This window comes from Flavobacterium sp., from assembly GCF_044341185.1.
In the GTDB taxonomy this organism is placed as follows: Bacteria; Bacteroidota; Bacteroidia; order Flavobacteriales; family Flavobacteriaceae; genus Flavobacterium.
The window spans coordinates 1-14,252 of sequence record NZ_JBIISE010000039.1; the positions used below are offsets into that span (position 1 = coordinate 1).

Genomic DNA, 14,252 nt, shown 5'->3' on the forward strand with positions numbered 1-14,252 from the left:
ATTGTCTTGAAACAGTTTAAAAAATTCTTGGTCTAATGCGTAGCTTTTTAAATTATCAAATTTTGCTCCATAACCAGAAATGGCTTTTGCACCTGTTACATCTAAGAAAAACTGAGCTTCATTGTTAGTTAATTCAAGTGTTTTGGAATTGGCAAAATGAATGATTTTACCTTTCATTTTTCCTTCAAAAAGTTCGGCAATTTCATCTAAACTATAATAATAGTCGTAAATACAAATGGCATTGTCTTCGCCTTGCATAACCAAATAAATAATTTCATAATTCTTAAAATTATGATCGTCGTAGAGTAGTGCCGACAAACTTTCTTCTACACCTTCAATGGTATCGCACGTTTTATAAATAGTAGAAATACCGTGTTGTAACGCCAAGTTTTCTAATTGCTTTTCTACTTCAGTTGTTGTAATCACTTCAACATCTGAAACGGCTTCTAAACAGAAAATAAATTGGTTGTCCATCATTTATATTAATCTTCATTATCAAAATAGCCTTTGTTTTTTACTTTGGCTGAAAAGAAATTTAAAAATAACACCACAAAAGATAGAAAGAACATAGCTTGAATACTTACTAATACTTTAGCAAATGGTGTAATTGGATAAAAATCGCCATACCCAACAGAGTTGGCTGTAATTATACTAAAATAAATGGCATCAAACCAATGAGTAAACGGTTTATTCATATTGTCACCTAACGTGTACAATACAGCAAATGCAAAAACAATTTCTAAATAATTTAAGAACAGCAACAACATCGAACGCTTATAGGAACGAGGACGTGAAAGCATATCTGAAGCAAAAATTAATGTAGGAATGTATAAAACAGTTTCCAATAAAACATATACCATTATATAGATTAATATATTTTGATCTTGTAAGTTATTTTTTAAGATGTAAATTGGAAATAATAATTTTAAAATGATGTAAAAATCCATTGCAATATCCTGATACTCATAATTTTTTCTGGAAAATATATATTTAATATACACACCAGGGAATACTAATTGTGAAATTGATAAAAACAATCTAAATATTTTCTCAATGCCATTGTCTTCTTGATGGTCATTATTCCAAATGGATTGGATATTTAGGATACGCTTCTGTATAGGGTTTATTTTTAAAAGCGGTTTATCGTCCTTTGTAATTTTTCCTAATAAAAGTTTTCTCAAAAAGTGTCTCATTTTTTTTAAGTTTTAAACCTTTTTATTATAATAATATCATTATATCTTTCTACATTCTTTAGCACTTTTTTACTGTAGCTATTTGAATCAAAATGCGTTAAATACTTTTCAATAGTATTTTTACTATTTCTATTTAAATGCATCGTATTAAATAAGATATACCCGTTATTATTAAGTAATTGTTTACTATTACTAATAAAGCTATCTTGAAATAAAAACTCAGGCATTTCAGTATCTTTAAAGATGTCAATAATTATCAAATCGTAGTGACTTGTATCTGATTGAACAAATTTTTCGGCATCAGCAATAACACATTTAAAGTTAGGGATTTTATCTAAACCGAAATACGAATTGGCAATATGTATAATTTCTGAATCCAATTCTACACCTGTGATATTTTTTGAAAACGAAAAGTCATTAACTAAGGTTTGTACGACACTTCCGCCTGCCACACCTAATATTAATACGGATTCCATTCTGCTAATTTCAGTTGCGCCAATATCTAAAAGTCCTGTTTTTAATATTGATTGCAAACTTCCGAAGGAATAATTCGTGTTTTCGGTGTTTAGCAGCATTTTCCCATTGTATAAAGTCACTTCAATTGACTTGCTAATTGTTGAAGTTTCCTTATAAATTGTGATAGGATAGAAGTAGCTGAGTATTTTTTTAAACATCATTATATAAATTACGTAAATATACTTTATTTTTGTTTTTTCTCAAAATGTAAAAGAATGAAACATTCTCTATATAGACTTCTGTTTTTTAAAATAATGGGCTGGAAAGTCAAGGGTGAATTTGATCCCTCAATTAAAAAATGCGTATTAATTGTTGTACCTCACACCAGTTGGTTTGATTTTTTTATTGGGGTGTTTTTTAGAGGAACCTATCCTATAGAAATTAATTTTTTAGCCAAACAAGAATTATTTCGTTTTCCGTTAGGTGCTTATTTAAAATGGATGGGCGGCATTCCTTTAAATAGAAATAAAACCGAAAATAAAGTAGAAGCCATTGCTAAGATATTTGATTCAAAAGAAATCATGCGCTTGTCATTATCGCCAGAAGGTACGAGAAAAAAGGTAACACAATGGAAATCTGGCTATTATTACATTGCTCAAAAAGCAAATGTACCTATTATTCCAATTGGTTTTGATTACGAAAACAAACAAGTTATTATTTTTGATGCCTTTACCGTAACTAACGATTTTGAGAAAGATTCAACTTACTTAGAATCTTTATTTACAACTATTAAAGGGAAAGTGCCTGCTTTTAGTTATACCCGTTAAGGCGTGTAATTCTTAAACGTTCCATCGGAATAAAAGACTACAATTCGTTCTATTTTTGAATCCGAATGTATCGGTTTAACTTCGGTTTGAAATTTTGGCGTAATTGATTTTTTTTCAGAATGAGTTTCTAATACAGGAGTTTCTTGAGAAAACAAATCAATTTCTTGTTCTGTTTTTTCTTCGGATATAACAGCAATTTTTGCTTCAGAAGCATTTTCTCCTTTTGGGAAACTACCTTTTCCATTTAGCAGCCACAATAATTCTACTTCAGGAAAACTATCTAATACTTTTAAAATAAAATCTAAACTCGGTTTGTTTCTTCCAGAAAGTAGGTGAGAGATACTTGATCGTTGCACATTAATTTTATCTGCAAAAAGAGAAGCCGTTAAACCATAATACTCAAAAATAGTTTCTAATCGTTTTACGAAGTCGTCTGTATTTATCATCTTAGTTAAATATAAAATATTGTTTACAAATGTAACAAATAATTATATTAATATAGAAACAAAACATCTATTTATGCAAGCATATTGACTAATTATACAAATTTATAGTTTATATAGAACAATTCAAAATACTGAAAATGAGTAATTTACTATTATAAACAAAAATATGTTTACAGTTGTAAAATTCCACACTGTAATTGTCACTAATTTTGTTTCAATTTTATCATTTCTATTGTTTACAAATGTAAAATGAAATATATTTACATTTGTAATATGAAAGATAATTTACAATTAGCAACCAAATATCTGTACGAATCGATTCAAGGAAGATACGTTACAGCTACTCATTTAGATTCTTTTTTAGAAACATTACCTCCTGCATTTAAAATTTCTACCGTTGGATTTTCTGTAAAACAACAACCTATAAAAGCCATTGAATTTGGAGAAGGAAAGGTTAAGATTTTAGTTTGGTCGCAAATGCACGGTAATGAAAGTACGACAACAAAAGGTCTGATTGATTATTTACACTATTTACATCAAAATGAGAATGAATTTAGGAGTCTTTCAAAATTAGTTACCTTTTATATAATACCGATATTGAATCCAGACGGCGCAGCAGCCTATACAAGAGAAAATGCTAATGGTATAGATTTAAACAGAGATGCTTTTGACTGCACGCAACCAGAAAGTAAGGTATTGAGAACCGTTTTAGAAACTTTTATTCCTGATTATTGTTTTAATTTACACGACCAACGTACTATTTTTGGATTAGTTGAGAGTCAACAACCTGCAACGATGTCATTTTTAACAGCATCCTATAATGAAGAACGAACATTTAATTCGGCTCGAGAACAAGCTGCTGCTGTAATTGTAAGCATTAATAACGAATTACAAAAACACATTCCCAAGCAAGTAGGAAGATTTGACGATTCCTTTAATATTAATTGTACAGGCGATTATTTTACGAGTAGGGGATTTCCTACCATTTTATTTGAAGCCGGACATTATACCAATGATTATAATCGAGACGAGGTTAGAAAATTTGTTTTTATCGCTTTAAAAGCCGCAATTTCATTTATTAACGAAAACGATATAGTTAGCAACGATTTGGGGAATTATTTGAATATTTATCAAAATAATAAATGTTTTTATGATTTTATTTTCAAAAATGTAAGAATTAATGATAATAATGTAGAAAAAAATATTAAATTTGCAGTTCAATATAAGGAAGTTTTATCAGAAGGAAAAATAACATTTATTCCTGAAATTATTCAGATTGAAAATTTAGACTCCTTTTTCGCACATCAAACCATTGATTTTGAAAATAAATTGTATGCATTTGAAAACCGAAACTTTCCTAAAATTGGCGACATTATAAAAGTTTAGTATTTAAAAGAAAAATAGTTTGATTATGAGTAAGTTTAGATTAGATGAAGTAGATCACCAGATTTTAGATATGTTAATTGACAATACTAGAATCCCTTTTACAGATATTGCTAAAAAGTTATTAATATCTGCTGGTACGGTGCATGTTAGAGTAAAAAAGATGGAAGATGCAGGAATTATTCAAGGTTCTTCGTTAACCTTAGATTATGAGAAATTAGGGTATTCTTTTATAGCTTATGTTGGTATCTTTTTAAATAGTACTTCGCAAACAAAATTTGTTTTAGAGCGTATTAACGAAATTCCATTTGTAACTGTAGCTTCTGTAACTACTGGTAAATTTAATATTTTCTGCAAAATTAGAGCGAAAGACACTGCAAATGCAAAAGACATTATCTTCCAAATTGATGATATTGATGGGGTTTACAGAACTGAAACTATGATTTCTTTAGAAGAAAGCATTAACGACAAAAAACGTTTGATGCACACAATTTTTAAAGAATTGTAATAGTTAGAATTATAAAAAAATCCCGTTTAATTACTAAACGGGATTTTTTTATGCTTGTATTATTTTTTAATCTTCATCATCTTCTTCAGAATCTGCTTTTATTTTATTTCCGTCGGCATCTTCTTCATCATCTAATTCAATTTTTTCTTCCTCTTCGTCTTCTTCGTCATCATCAATACCTAAATCTTTAATAGCATCTATACTTACTTCAGGAGTAATAAAGTCTTCCTCTTCATCGAAATTTTCAATTCTGTCTGCCAATTTCATGCTTACTTTTACTAAATAAATAGTATCTTCTGTTTTCACTTCAACTGCCTCAATGGTCTCATTTTTAGCATTTTTGAAACGAATAATATCCGAATCATCATATCCATCAGGAAATTTTTCAACCAATAGGTTTAAAATCTCGTTTGTTAATTTTGCGTACTCTACAATTATTCTTTTCATTTCTTGTTTGCCTTAATCAATTTTAATTGTCAAATTTAGTATTGAAATTTTAAAATTTAAATTTTTTTAAAACTTTTTTTTTTCTTATTACCAACCTAAAATATAAGCGAAGATTAGTGGTGTCACTATAGTTGCGTCAGATTCTACAATAAATTTAGGGGTATCAACATCTAATTTTCCCCAAGTAATTTTTTCATTTGGAACCGCTCCAGAATACGATCCATAACTTGTAGTTGAATCTGAAATCTGACAGAAATAACTCCAAAATGGTACGTCATGCATTTCCATATCTTGGTATAACATTGGCACAACACAAATTGGGAAATCTCCTGCAATTCCACCACCAACTTGGAAAAATCCAATTCCTTTACCTGCACAATTTTTTGGATACCAATCTGCCAACCACATCATGTATTCGATACCACTTTTTGTAGTTGATGCTTTAAATTCACCTTTAATACAATATGATGCAAAAATATTACCCATTGTACTGTCTTCCCAACCTGGAACAACAATAGGTAAGTTTTTTTCAGCCGCAGCAACCATCCAAGAATCTTTAGGGTCAATCTCATAATATTGTTCTAAAACCCCTGAATTTATCATTTGGTACATAAATTCGTGCGGAAAATATCTTTCGTTGTTTTTATCGGCTTTATTCCAAATATCATATAAATGTTGTTGCAAGCGACGAAATGCTTCTTCTTCAGGAATACACGTATCTGTAACTCTATTGAAATGATTGTCTAATAACTCTCTTTCTTCTTCTGGAGATAAATCTCTATAATTAGGTACTCTTTTATATGAATTGTGTGCCACTAAATTCATAATATCTTCTTCTAAATTGGCACCTGTACAAGAAATGATATGAATTTTATCCTGACGAATCATTTCTGCTAATGATTTTCCCAACTCAGCAGTACTCATGGCACCCGCTAAAGTTACCATCATTTTACCGTTGTCTAACAAATGGGTTTCATATCCTTTTGCAGCATCTACTAAAGCAGCTGCATTAAAATGTAAATAATGTTTTTCTATAAACTGACTAATTGGTCCTTTACTCATGGGGTTTATTTATTTTCGTTCTTGTTTTTGTTATATCCTAAAATTTCTAAGACTTGTTCAGCATTCTGTTGTTCAGAAAAGACTTCAGTAGCAAAAATTCCGTTTTTATCTTTATCAATTAATATGTGTTTGGGTTGTGGTAAAATACAGTGACTTAACCCGCCATAACCGCCAATGCTTTCTTGGTAAGCACCTGTGTTGAAAAAGCCAATATATAAAGGTTTTTCTTTATTATACTTTGGTAAATATACTGCATTCATATGTTGTTCGGAGTTGTAATAATCGTCTCCATCACAAGTTAAACCACCTAAAAGTACCCTTTCGTAAATATCATTCCAGCGATTTACGGCTAGCATGACAAATCGTTTGTTAATTGCCCATGTATCGGGTAGGGTAGTAATAAATGAAGAATCAATCATGTTCCAGTTTTCTCTATCATTTTGTTTCTTTTGATATAAAACTTGATATAAAGCGCCACCAGCTTCTCCAACAGTAAACGAACCAAATTCAGTAAAAATATGAGGTACGTCAACTTCTGCATCATCACACGCTATTTTTATTTGGTTCAATATTTCATCAACCATATATTGATAATCATATTCAAAAGCTAATGAATTTTTAATAGGAAAACCACCACCAATATTTAAACTATCCAAAGATGGACATTCTTTTTTTAGGGCAATATAAACTTTCAAACACTTTACCAATTCGTTCCAGTAATAAGCCGTGTCATTAATACCGGCATTAATGAAAAAGTGAAGCATTTTAAGTTCTACTTTTTTATTTTCAGCAATTTGTTTTCTATAAAAAGGTAAAATGTCTTTATATCCGATACCTAAACGTGACGTATAAAATTCGAATTTAGGTTCTTCCTCGGCTGCAATTCTAATTCCAATTTTAAATTTTCCATCAATTTGGTCTTGAAGTAAATCTAATTCTTCAAAATTATCAATGACAGGGATAGTATTTTTGTGTCCATTATTAATTAATCGGGCAATATTAGTCACATATTGATCACGTTTGAAACCATTGCAAACGATAAAAGAATTTTTATTGATTTTACCTTGTTCCATAAGGTTTTCAACGATATTTATATCAAAAGCGGAAGACGTTTCAATATGAATATTGTTTTTTAGAGCCTCATTTAAAATGAACTCAAAATGAGAACTTTTGGTACAATAGCAATAAAAATATTTGGCTTCATAACCATGCTTTTCCATTGCATTTCTGAACCACATTTTAGCTCTATTAATGTTTTGTGAGATTTTTGGTAAATACGTAAATTTCAATGGCGTACCATATTGTTCTACTAATTTCATCAAATCAATACCATGAAAATGCAAATTATCTTTATTCAAAGTAAATTCTTCCTGTGGAAAATAGAAAGTTTGATTGATAAGGTCGGAATATTTTGTATTCATGTGACTATTACTAATTTAATTAATTGAAATATGTGCCATTTTAATTGAGCAAAAGTAAAAATAATATTACTAAAAAAAGAAGTAAATGAAAAAAAAATTAATTCTTAAAATAATCTTCAAAGGCCAATAAAATCAATGATTCATCAACTATTTGATTGATTTTACTTTCACCAATTTTATTTAATAAAGTAAATTGAACGTTTCCAAACTCATTTTTTTTGTCGAAAATCAACAAATTCATAATATTTTGGATGTCAGATTCATTAAATATTATTTTTTCAAAAATATCGGTAATTATATATTTTATTTCGGCAAAATCATCTTTAGAGATTAAATTTGATTGGTAGGATATATGACTTTCTAATATCATACCAACAGCGATAGCTTCGCCATGTAGCAATTGTTTTTTATCTTCAGATTCTAAGAAATAACTTTCAATAGCATGCCCTAAAGTATGTCCAAAATTCAATGCTTTTCTAATTCCGTTTTCTTTTAAATCTTGAGAAACAATTTTGTTTTTTATTTCAATTGATTGTTTTATTAAAATATCTAAATCATCTGTATTTAAGTCATTTAAGTTTTTTAATTTATCCCAATATAACTTATCGTAAATTAAACCATGTTTTAGCATTTCAGCCAATCCAGAACGCATTTGATTTGATGGTAATGTTTCTAAAAACTTTGTAAGAATAACCACCGATTTAGGTTCGTTAATTACGCCAATTTGATTTTTAAGATTACCTAAATCAACACCCGTTTTTCCACCAACCGAGGCATCTACCATAGCTAAAAGTGTGGTAGGAATATTAATAAAATCAATACCTCTTTTAAACGTGCTGGCCACAAAGCCACCAATATCTGTAATTACGCCACCACCTAAATTTAATAGAATGCTTTTTCTATCTGCTTCTAAATCAATGAGCGTGTGCCATAAATCTATACACGTGTACATGTTTTTGTTTTCTTCACCGGCTTCAATTTCAATAATTTCAATCTCTATTTCTGTAGGTAAATTAGATAAAAAATAAGGCAAACAAAGCTCATTAGTATTTTCATCTACTAAAACAAAAATTTTAGAATACACGTTTGGTTGCAGCAGATTTTCTAAATTCAAAAAACTGGTTTCGTTAAAATAAATGGTATATGTATTAGATTGAATAGGTGTCATTGTACAGTTTATAAATTCTTCACAAAATAAATTAAAAAATATGAGAAATCATTCGTTCAATAAGTATATTTGCATTCCTTAATGTGTATTTAATAATAATGGATAAAATATTTAACAATACAGAAAAAGCATTTTCGCTTAAATCTAACTCTGAATTAAACAGAGCACACTTTTTGTTTCAGATGATTGGGAAACCAGCATTGGTAAAAATAGGTACTTCCTTAACTAATTTCGCTTTGAAATTTCATTTACCCGTTGAAGGTATCATAAGAAAAACCGTATTTGATCATTTTTGTGGTGGCGTTAGCGAACAAGATTGTTTACAAGTGGTGGCAAAAATGTACACTAAAGGCGTTTCCTCAGTTTTAGACTATTCCGTAGAAGGAAAAGAAGAAGAAGCACAGTTTGACGCTTGTTTAAAAATGACGTTAAAAACTATTGATTTTGCCAAAGAAAACAAAGCCATTCCGTTTGCTGTATTTAAACCTACAGGATTGGGAAGAATTGATTTGTATGAAAAAGTAGGAATAAAAGCATCTTTAAGCACTACAGAACAAGAAGAATGGAATAGAGTAGTGGATCGATTTGAAAAAATTTGTCAATACGCCTTTGATAATGACGTAAAAATATTAGTTGACGGTGAAGAAACTTGGATGCAAGATGCTGCAGATGATGTAGTGGAGCGTATGAAGGAAAAATTCAACACCAAAAAAGCAATTATTTTCAATACCCTACAATTATACCGATGGGACAGAGTACCTTATTTAAAAGCACTACATTTAAGAGCGAAAGAAAAAGGTTTTCATATTGGTATGAAATTAGTTCGTGGGGCTTACATGGAAAAAGAAGCCAAACGTGCGGAAGAAAAAGGGTATAAAAATCCAATTTGCGAAACCAAACAAGCTACAGACACTAATTTTAATGAAGGATTAAATTACATGTTGGACAATATTACTGAAATGGCTGTTTTTGCTGGAACTCACAATGAAGAAAGTTCCTATTTACTAATGAATTTGATGCGAGAAAAAGGCATTTCAAATGACGATTCTCGAATTTGGTTTGGCCAATTATATGGTATGAGTGATAATATAAGTTATAATTTAGCAGCCAATAATTATAATGTTGCTAAGTACCTGCCATTTGGACCTGTTAGAGACGTAATGCCTTATTTAATAAGACGTGCACAAGAAAACACATCGGTTGCTGGACAAACGGGTAGAGAACTAACTTTGATAATTTCGGAACGAAATAGAAGAAGATTGAAATAATTGATAAAAATTTTCTTTTTATCAAAAGAATTCCTAAATTTGAATAAATTTTAAAATTATCTATATGAAAAAATCTTTACTTTTATTAGCAGCTTCTTTTGCTTTTTTATCAAGTTTTGCACAAAATGATTGTGCAACAGCTGTAGCTTTAACTACAAGTGGTACTATAACAGCAGCTGCGCCAGCTGGAACAGTTGAAGCATTATGTTTTACACAAACAGCCGCTGATGCATCTCAAACTACTTCACCTTTAGCGGCAAGATGGTATAAATTTATACCAACTACAAATGGAATTGTAAATATAAATTCTAACTTGACCACAAATGTTGCACCAAACAGTGTAGATACAAGAGTTTCAATTTTTACTGGTACATGTTCTGCATTGACATGTTTAGATGCAAATGACGATGTTTCATCAACAGTTTACCTTTCAAACATTACATTTACTGCAGTAGTTGGAACAACATATTATATATATTGGGACAATTACTGGGATGCTGGTGGTTTTAATTTTGATTTTACATTTACTCCTGTTTCTTGCTTACCAGTTGCAGGTATTAATAATCCAACTTTAGTTACTAGTACTTCGGCAACTTTAAATTGGGCTGTGTCTCCATCTGTTCCTGCAAATGGATATGAGGTTGAATATGGTGCTGTAGGGTTTGTTCAAGGTACAGGAACAATTGTTGCTACTGCAACTAATTCTTTAGCATTATCTTCATTAATTGCAGGAAATAATTATGATTACTATGTAAGAGCAAAATGTTCTTCTACTGACAATAGCGCATGGACAAGTGTTAGTACATTGAGTCTAAATAAAACATTACCTTATGCTTCTGGATTGGATACTGCAAATACATTAGCTGGCTGGACAATTTTTGGTGGAAGTAATCAAGGATTAGGGAATAGTGCAACAGCTGCTCAATCTCCATCAGGATATTGGATTTTTAATACTGCAGCTGCACCTGGACCTAATAATAACTGGTTATTTACTCCTAAATTTAATATACTAGCTGGAGAACAAGTAACAATTTCATTTTATCATAGAGCAACAACAACCGCAAGAACACTTAGAGTAACGGCTGGTTTATCAAATTCTGTTGCTGCACAAACGATTGAATTGCTAAATGCGACAATAGCGGCTGGTACTACTTGGACACAAGTAACTGTGCCTGCATATACATTTGCAACAGCTGGCACTTACGTTTTTGCTTTTCATGATAATTCTACTGCAACTCCTGCAACTGCATCATCTATGAGAATTGATACAATAAATATTACTTCTGTTTTATCTACAGATACTTTCACATTAAGAGGTGTGTCTATGTATCCTAATCCAGCTACAGATATTTTAAACATTCAATCTGAAACTGAAGAATTAACTAAAGTGTCAATTACTGACTTAAATGGAAGAATTGTTAAAGAAGTTACCAATAACTTATCTCAAATTTCTTTAGAAAATTTAGCTAAAGGGATTTATATGGTAACAATTGAATCAGCAACAGCAAAAAAAGTAGAAAAATTAATTGTTGAGTAATTTCAACTTTTATTTAAATAATTTAAAAATCCTGAAGAAATTCAGGATTTTTTTTATGCAATAAATTTACTGGTCACTTCATCCAATGGTATCATACAAACTTCCATTTTACCATACCATTTATACCTGTTTTTAGCGATGTAATCATATAACAGATTCTTTATATTAGTGGGTATAAAATTAAAAAGCAATAACAATTTTACTGATGAAGACAAGTGTTTAATAATTCTAAAAACGGCTTCTGACTTAATAAAATAAGCATAACCAGGCTCATAAAGTATAATACTGTCTATGGTTTTATCAATACCTAAATACGTAACTATTTTTTGTCCAGTTTCACTTTGTAAGGCTACAAATCTGAAACTATCATTTGTGTCGTTTTTTATTATAAAATTGACCTTATCATTACAATAATTACAAACGCCATCATAAAGTATAATTTTTTTATCTTGAGGTAATTGGTTTATTTCCATTACTCGTTTATAAGTAATTGTATTTGACTTCGATATCTTTCGATTAATAACGTCATCATACGTTTGTTTAAACTAGACGAATTTTGAATGTAATTTGAATATTCTTCCACTGTAAATAATCCAATTATGATACCTTTTAATGCATTTCTGAATTTTATATCTTTTTGAATTACATTTTCAATGTATTTTTCTTTTTTATCTGGCGAAAGTATAAAAAATAATCCTTTTTGTTTGACGGCATAATTAATAAAGACTTGCAAAAGCAAATCATTTTGAAATTTTAAAATTGGTCGTAAAGTATTATTCTGAAAGGATTCTTCAGATAACGTATCTAAAAAATTAACACCTAATTTTTCGGATTTAATTGCAGATAAAAGCTCATTTCTAGGTATCATAAAATTTGTTATAAATTAATTATTAATCAATATCTAATAAGTTTAATTTTTCTGCTTTTACATGTTGTACTTCAAATAATTCTAAATCAAAATAAGGAACAGAAGCGATAATATGGTCAAAAATGTCAGCCATAATATATTCGTAATTTTCCCATTTTTTATCTTTACTAAAACAATAAATCTCTAATGGAATACCTTTTTCTGTGGGTTGTAAATGTCTAACTAATAAATGCATGTCCTTATTAACTCCAGGATGTGTTTCAATGTATTTTTGAATGTATTTTCGAAACAAACCTAAGTTTGTCATATTTCGACCATTTACGTTTAATGATTTGTCGATGTTATTCGCCATATTAAACTTATCAATATCCATTTTTTTCTTATCAATATAATTGGCTACAAATTGGATTCTTTTAAAAGATTCTAATTCCTGATTAGTAACAAATCTTACGGTAGCTCCTTTTATTAAAATATGGCGTTTGATTCGTCTTCCGTCAGAATTAATCATTCCACGCCAATTTCTAAAACTGTCTGAAATTAAACTATAGGTTGGAATAGTAGAGGTGGTGTTATCAAAATTTCTGACTTTAACCGTTGCTAAATTAATTTCTTCTACTTCGCCATCAGCACCGAATTTATCGACTGTAATCCAATCGCCAATTCGAACCATATCGTTTACTGTAACTTGAATACTAGCAACAAAACCTAAAATAGTATCTCTAAAAACTAAAATAATTAATGCTGATATGGAACCAAATGCGGTTAATAACGAACTTTTTTTAGTATCAAAAAGCAATAAGATAATTGATAATAAGGCATAAATCCACAATACAATCATAATTACTTGAATGTAGCTATCTATGGGTTTATCATTATATTTTGGCAGTGTTTTTAAGTAATCTTTTAAGGAATTAAAGACACTTCGAACAATGAAAAGCGATAAAATTATAATAAATATTTTAACGCTTTTACCAAATAAATTTTCCCAATACACAAAATCGTCTAAAACAATTGGTATTTTTATACTTATATAATAAAGTGGTACTAAGTGAGCAATATATTTAGCGGTTTTGTTGGCTACTAAAAAATCATCAAAAGTTGATTTTGTGTAAGTTGCCACAATAGCCAAACCGATTATCAATATTTTTTTTGCTATATAATCAATGGCATAAGCCAAAACCACTAAAACCAATAAATTAACAAACAAATTTCCGTACAAAGTGAAATCTGAACCAAAATCTAGTTTTTTTAAAAATGGTTCTATAAGGTCAAAAACTTTCATATATGAAAAAAATTATTTTTTATTATGGAATAATGGAATTTTAATCGTTTTGGTTTAAGTATTTTTTATCCACCCAAAATGTTCCAAATGGAATAAACGATGCTAATATAATAATGCTAAAATCTTTTAAATTCCATTTTTTTTCAACTTTCAATAAAAAAGCCAAAATTATGTATAAGATAAATAAAACACCATGAAGCATTCCAAACGGTTTTAGAATTAATTTATATGTATCAAAATAATTTGGTTTTAAAACCAACATATTAAAAATTAAAACTAAAAAAGAAATTCCTTCAAGTAGTGCGATTTTTTTAAACCAGTTTAACATATTTGTGTTAATTTTATATTTCTTACAAAACTAAATAATGATTGTCAATAAATACCTA

General features: G+C 29.4%; 17 protein-coding genes. 5 read left to right on the plus strand and 12 right to left on the minus strand.

Annotated elements, in window-relative coordinates:
- The 3 genes from ACIQZ1_RS08360 to ACIQZ1_RS08370 form a co-directional block, all read right to left on the minus strand.
- On the minus strand, positions 1-477 hold a 477-nt coding region (locus ACIQZ1_RS08360), incomplete at its 3' end, for a DUF6642 family protein (protein ID WP_396160515.1).
- A 5-nt stretch (positions 478-482) separates the two neighbouring features.
- A complete protein-coding gene (locus ACIQZ1_RS08365) occupies positions 483-1,193 on the minus strand; it encodes a potassium channel family protein (protein WP_396160516.1) in 711 nt (236 codons plus the stop codon).
- 5 nt (positions 1,194-1,198) lie between these two features.
- Entirely contained in the window at positions 1,199-1,768 is a 570-nt protein-coding gene (locus tag ACIQZ1_RS08370; RefSeq protein ID WP_396160517.1) for a spermidine synthase, read from the minus strand.
- A 156-nt stretch (positions 1,769-1,924) separates the two neighbouring features.
- Here ACIQZ1_RS08370 and ACIQZ1_RS08375 point away from each other — a divergent pair, with 156 nt between their 5' ends.
- Positions 1,925-2,476 carry a 1-acyl-sn-glycerol-3-phosphate acyltransferase gene (locus ACIQZ1_RS08375; protein ID WP_396160518.1) on the plus strand — a complete coding sequence of 184 codons (552 nt, stop codon included), beginning with the start codon at positions 1,925-1,927 and terminating at the stop codon, positions 2,474-2,476.
- Here ACIQZ1_RS08375 and ACIQZ1_RS08380 read toward each other — a convergent pair.
- Positions 2,473-2,922 (minus strand): helix-turn-helix domain-containing protein, encoded by a 450-nt coding sequence (locus tag ACIQZ1_RS08380; RefSeq protein ID WP_396160519.1) that lies wholly within the window; start codon positions 2,920-2,922, stop codon positions 2,473-2,475. The genes ACIQZ1_RS08375 and ACIQZ1_RS08380 overlap by 4 nt on opposite strands.
- Before the next feature lie 273 nt (positions 2,923-3,195).
- Here ACIQZ1_RS08380 and ACIQZ1_RS08385 point away from each other — a divergent pair, with 273 nt between their 5' ends.
- Both ACIQZ1_RS08385 and ACIQZ1_RS08390 read left to right on the plus strand, forming a co-directional pair.
- Positions 3,196-4,308, plus strand: a complete 1,113-nt coding sequence (locus ACIQZ1_RS08385) for a M14 metallopeptidase family protein (RefSeq protein ID WP_396160520.1) — start codon at positions 3,196-3,198, stop codon at positions 4,306-4,308.
- A gap of 25 nt (positions 4,309-4,333) precedes the next feature.
- Positions 4,334-4,813 (plus strand): Lrp/AsnC family transcriptional regulator, encoded by a 480-nt coding sequence (locus ACIQZ1_RS08390; protein ID WP_166077097.1) that lies wholly within the window; start codon positions 4,334-4,336, stop codon positions 4,811-4,813.
- Between the two features lie 66 nt (positions 4,814-4,879).
- Here ACIQZ1_RS08390 and ACIQZ1_RS08395 read toward each other — a convergent pair whose 3' ends face one another.
- The 4 genes from ACIQZ1_RS08395 to aroB all read right to left on the minus strand — a co-directional run bounded on the left by ACIQZ1_RS08395 (position 4,880) and on the right by aroB (position 8,911).
- Positions 4,880-5,260 (minus strand): DNA primase, encoded by a 381-nt coding sequence (locus ACIQZ1_RS08395; RefSeq protein ID WP_396160521.1) that lies wholly within the window; start codon positions 5,258-5,260, stop codon positions 4,880-4,882.
- Between the two features lie 87 nt (positions 5,261-5,347).
- Complete coding sequence (locus ACIQZ1_RS08400; RefSeq protein ID WP_396160522.1) at positions 5,348-6,322, minus strand: deoxyhypusine synthase family protein; 975 nt, start codon at positions 6,320-6,322, stop codon at positions 5,348-5,350.
- 5 nt (positions 6,323-6,327) lie between these two features.
- A complete protein-coding gene (locus ACIQZ1_RS08405; RefSeq protein ID WP_396160523.1) occupies positions 6,328-7,743 on the minus strand; it encodes an arginine decarboxylase in 1,416 nt (471 codons plus the stop codon).
- Between the two features lie 97 nt (positions 7,744-7,840).
- Entirely contained in the window at positions 7,841-8,911 is a 1,071-nt protein-coding gene (gene aroB, locus ACIQZ1_RS08410; RefSeq protein WP_396160525.1) for a 3-dehydroquinate synthase, read from the minus strand.
- 98 nt (positions 8,912-9,009) lie between these two features.
- On the opposite strand from aroB, the gene ACIQZ1_RS08415 reads away from it, so the two are divergent.
- Positions 9,010-10,179: a proline dehydrogenase family protein gene (locus tag ACIQZ1_RS08415; protein ID WP_396160526.1), complete on the plus strand. Its 1,170-nt coding sequence runs from the start codon at positions 9,010-9,012 to the stop codon at positions 10,177-10,179.
- 64 nt (positions 10,180-10,243) lie between these two features.
- A complete protein-coding gene (locus ACIQZ1_RS08420; RefSeq protein ID WP_396160527.1) occupies positions 10,244-11,716 on the plus strand; it encodes a T9SS type A sorting domain-containing protein in 1,473 nt (490 codons plus the stop codon).
- 53 nt (positions 11,717-11,769) lie between these two features.
- Here the strand turns inward: ACIQZ1_RS08420 and ACIQZ1_RS08425 are convergent, their stop codons facing one another.
- The 4 genes from ACIQZ1_RS08425 to ACIQZ1_RS08440 are packed head-to-tail and all read right to left on the minus strand — an operon-like array spanning position 11,770 to position 14,194.
- Complete coding sequence (locus tag ACIQZ1_RS08425) at positions 11,770-12,183, minus strand: thiol-disulfide oxidoreductase DCC family protein (RefSeq protein ID WP_396160531.1); 414 nt, start codon at positions 12,181-12,183, stop codon at positions 11,770-11,772.
- Positions 12,184-12,188: 5 nt separating this feature from the next.
- Complete coding sequence (locus ACIQZ1_RS08430; protein ID WP_396160528.1) at positions 12,189-12,584, minus strand: glyoxalase; 396 nt, start codon at positions 12,582-12,584, stop codon at positions 12,189-12,191.
- A gap of 22 nt (positions 12,585-12,606) precedes the next feature.
- Complete coding sequence (locus tag ACIQZ1_RS08435) at positions 12,607-13,866, minus strand: mechanosensitive ion channel family protein (protein ID WP_396160529.1); 1,260 nt, start codon at positions 13,864-13,866, stop codon at positions 12,607-12,609.
- A 40-nt stretch (positions 13,867-13,906) separates the two neighbouring features.
- Positions 13,907-14,194, minus strand: a complete 288-nt coding sequence (locus tag ACIQZ1_RS08440) for a DUF3817 domain-containing protein (RefSeq protein ID WP_396160530.1) — start codon at positions 14,192-14,194, stop codon at positions 13,907-13,909.
- Between the last annotated feature and the right edge of the window lie 58 nt (positions 14,195-14,252).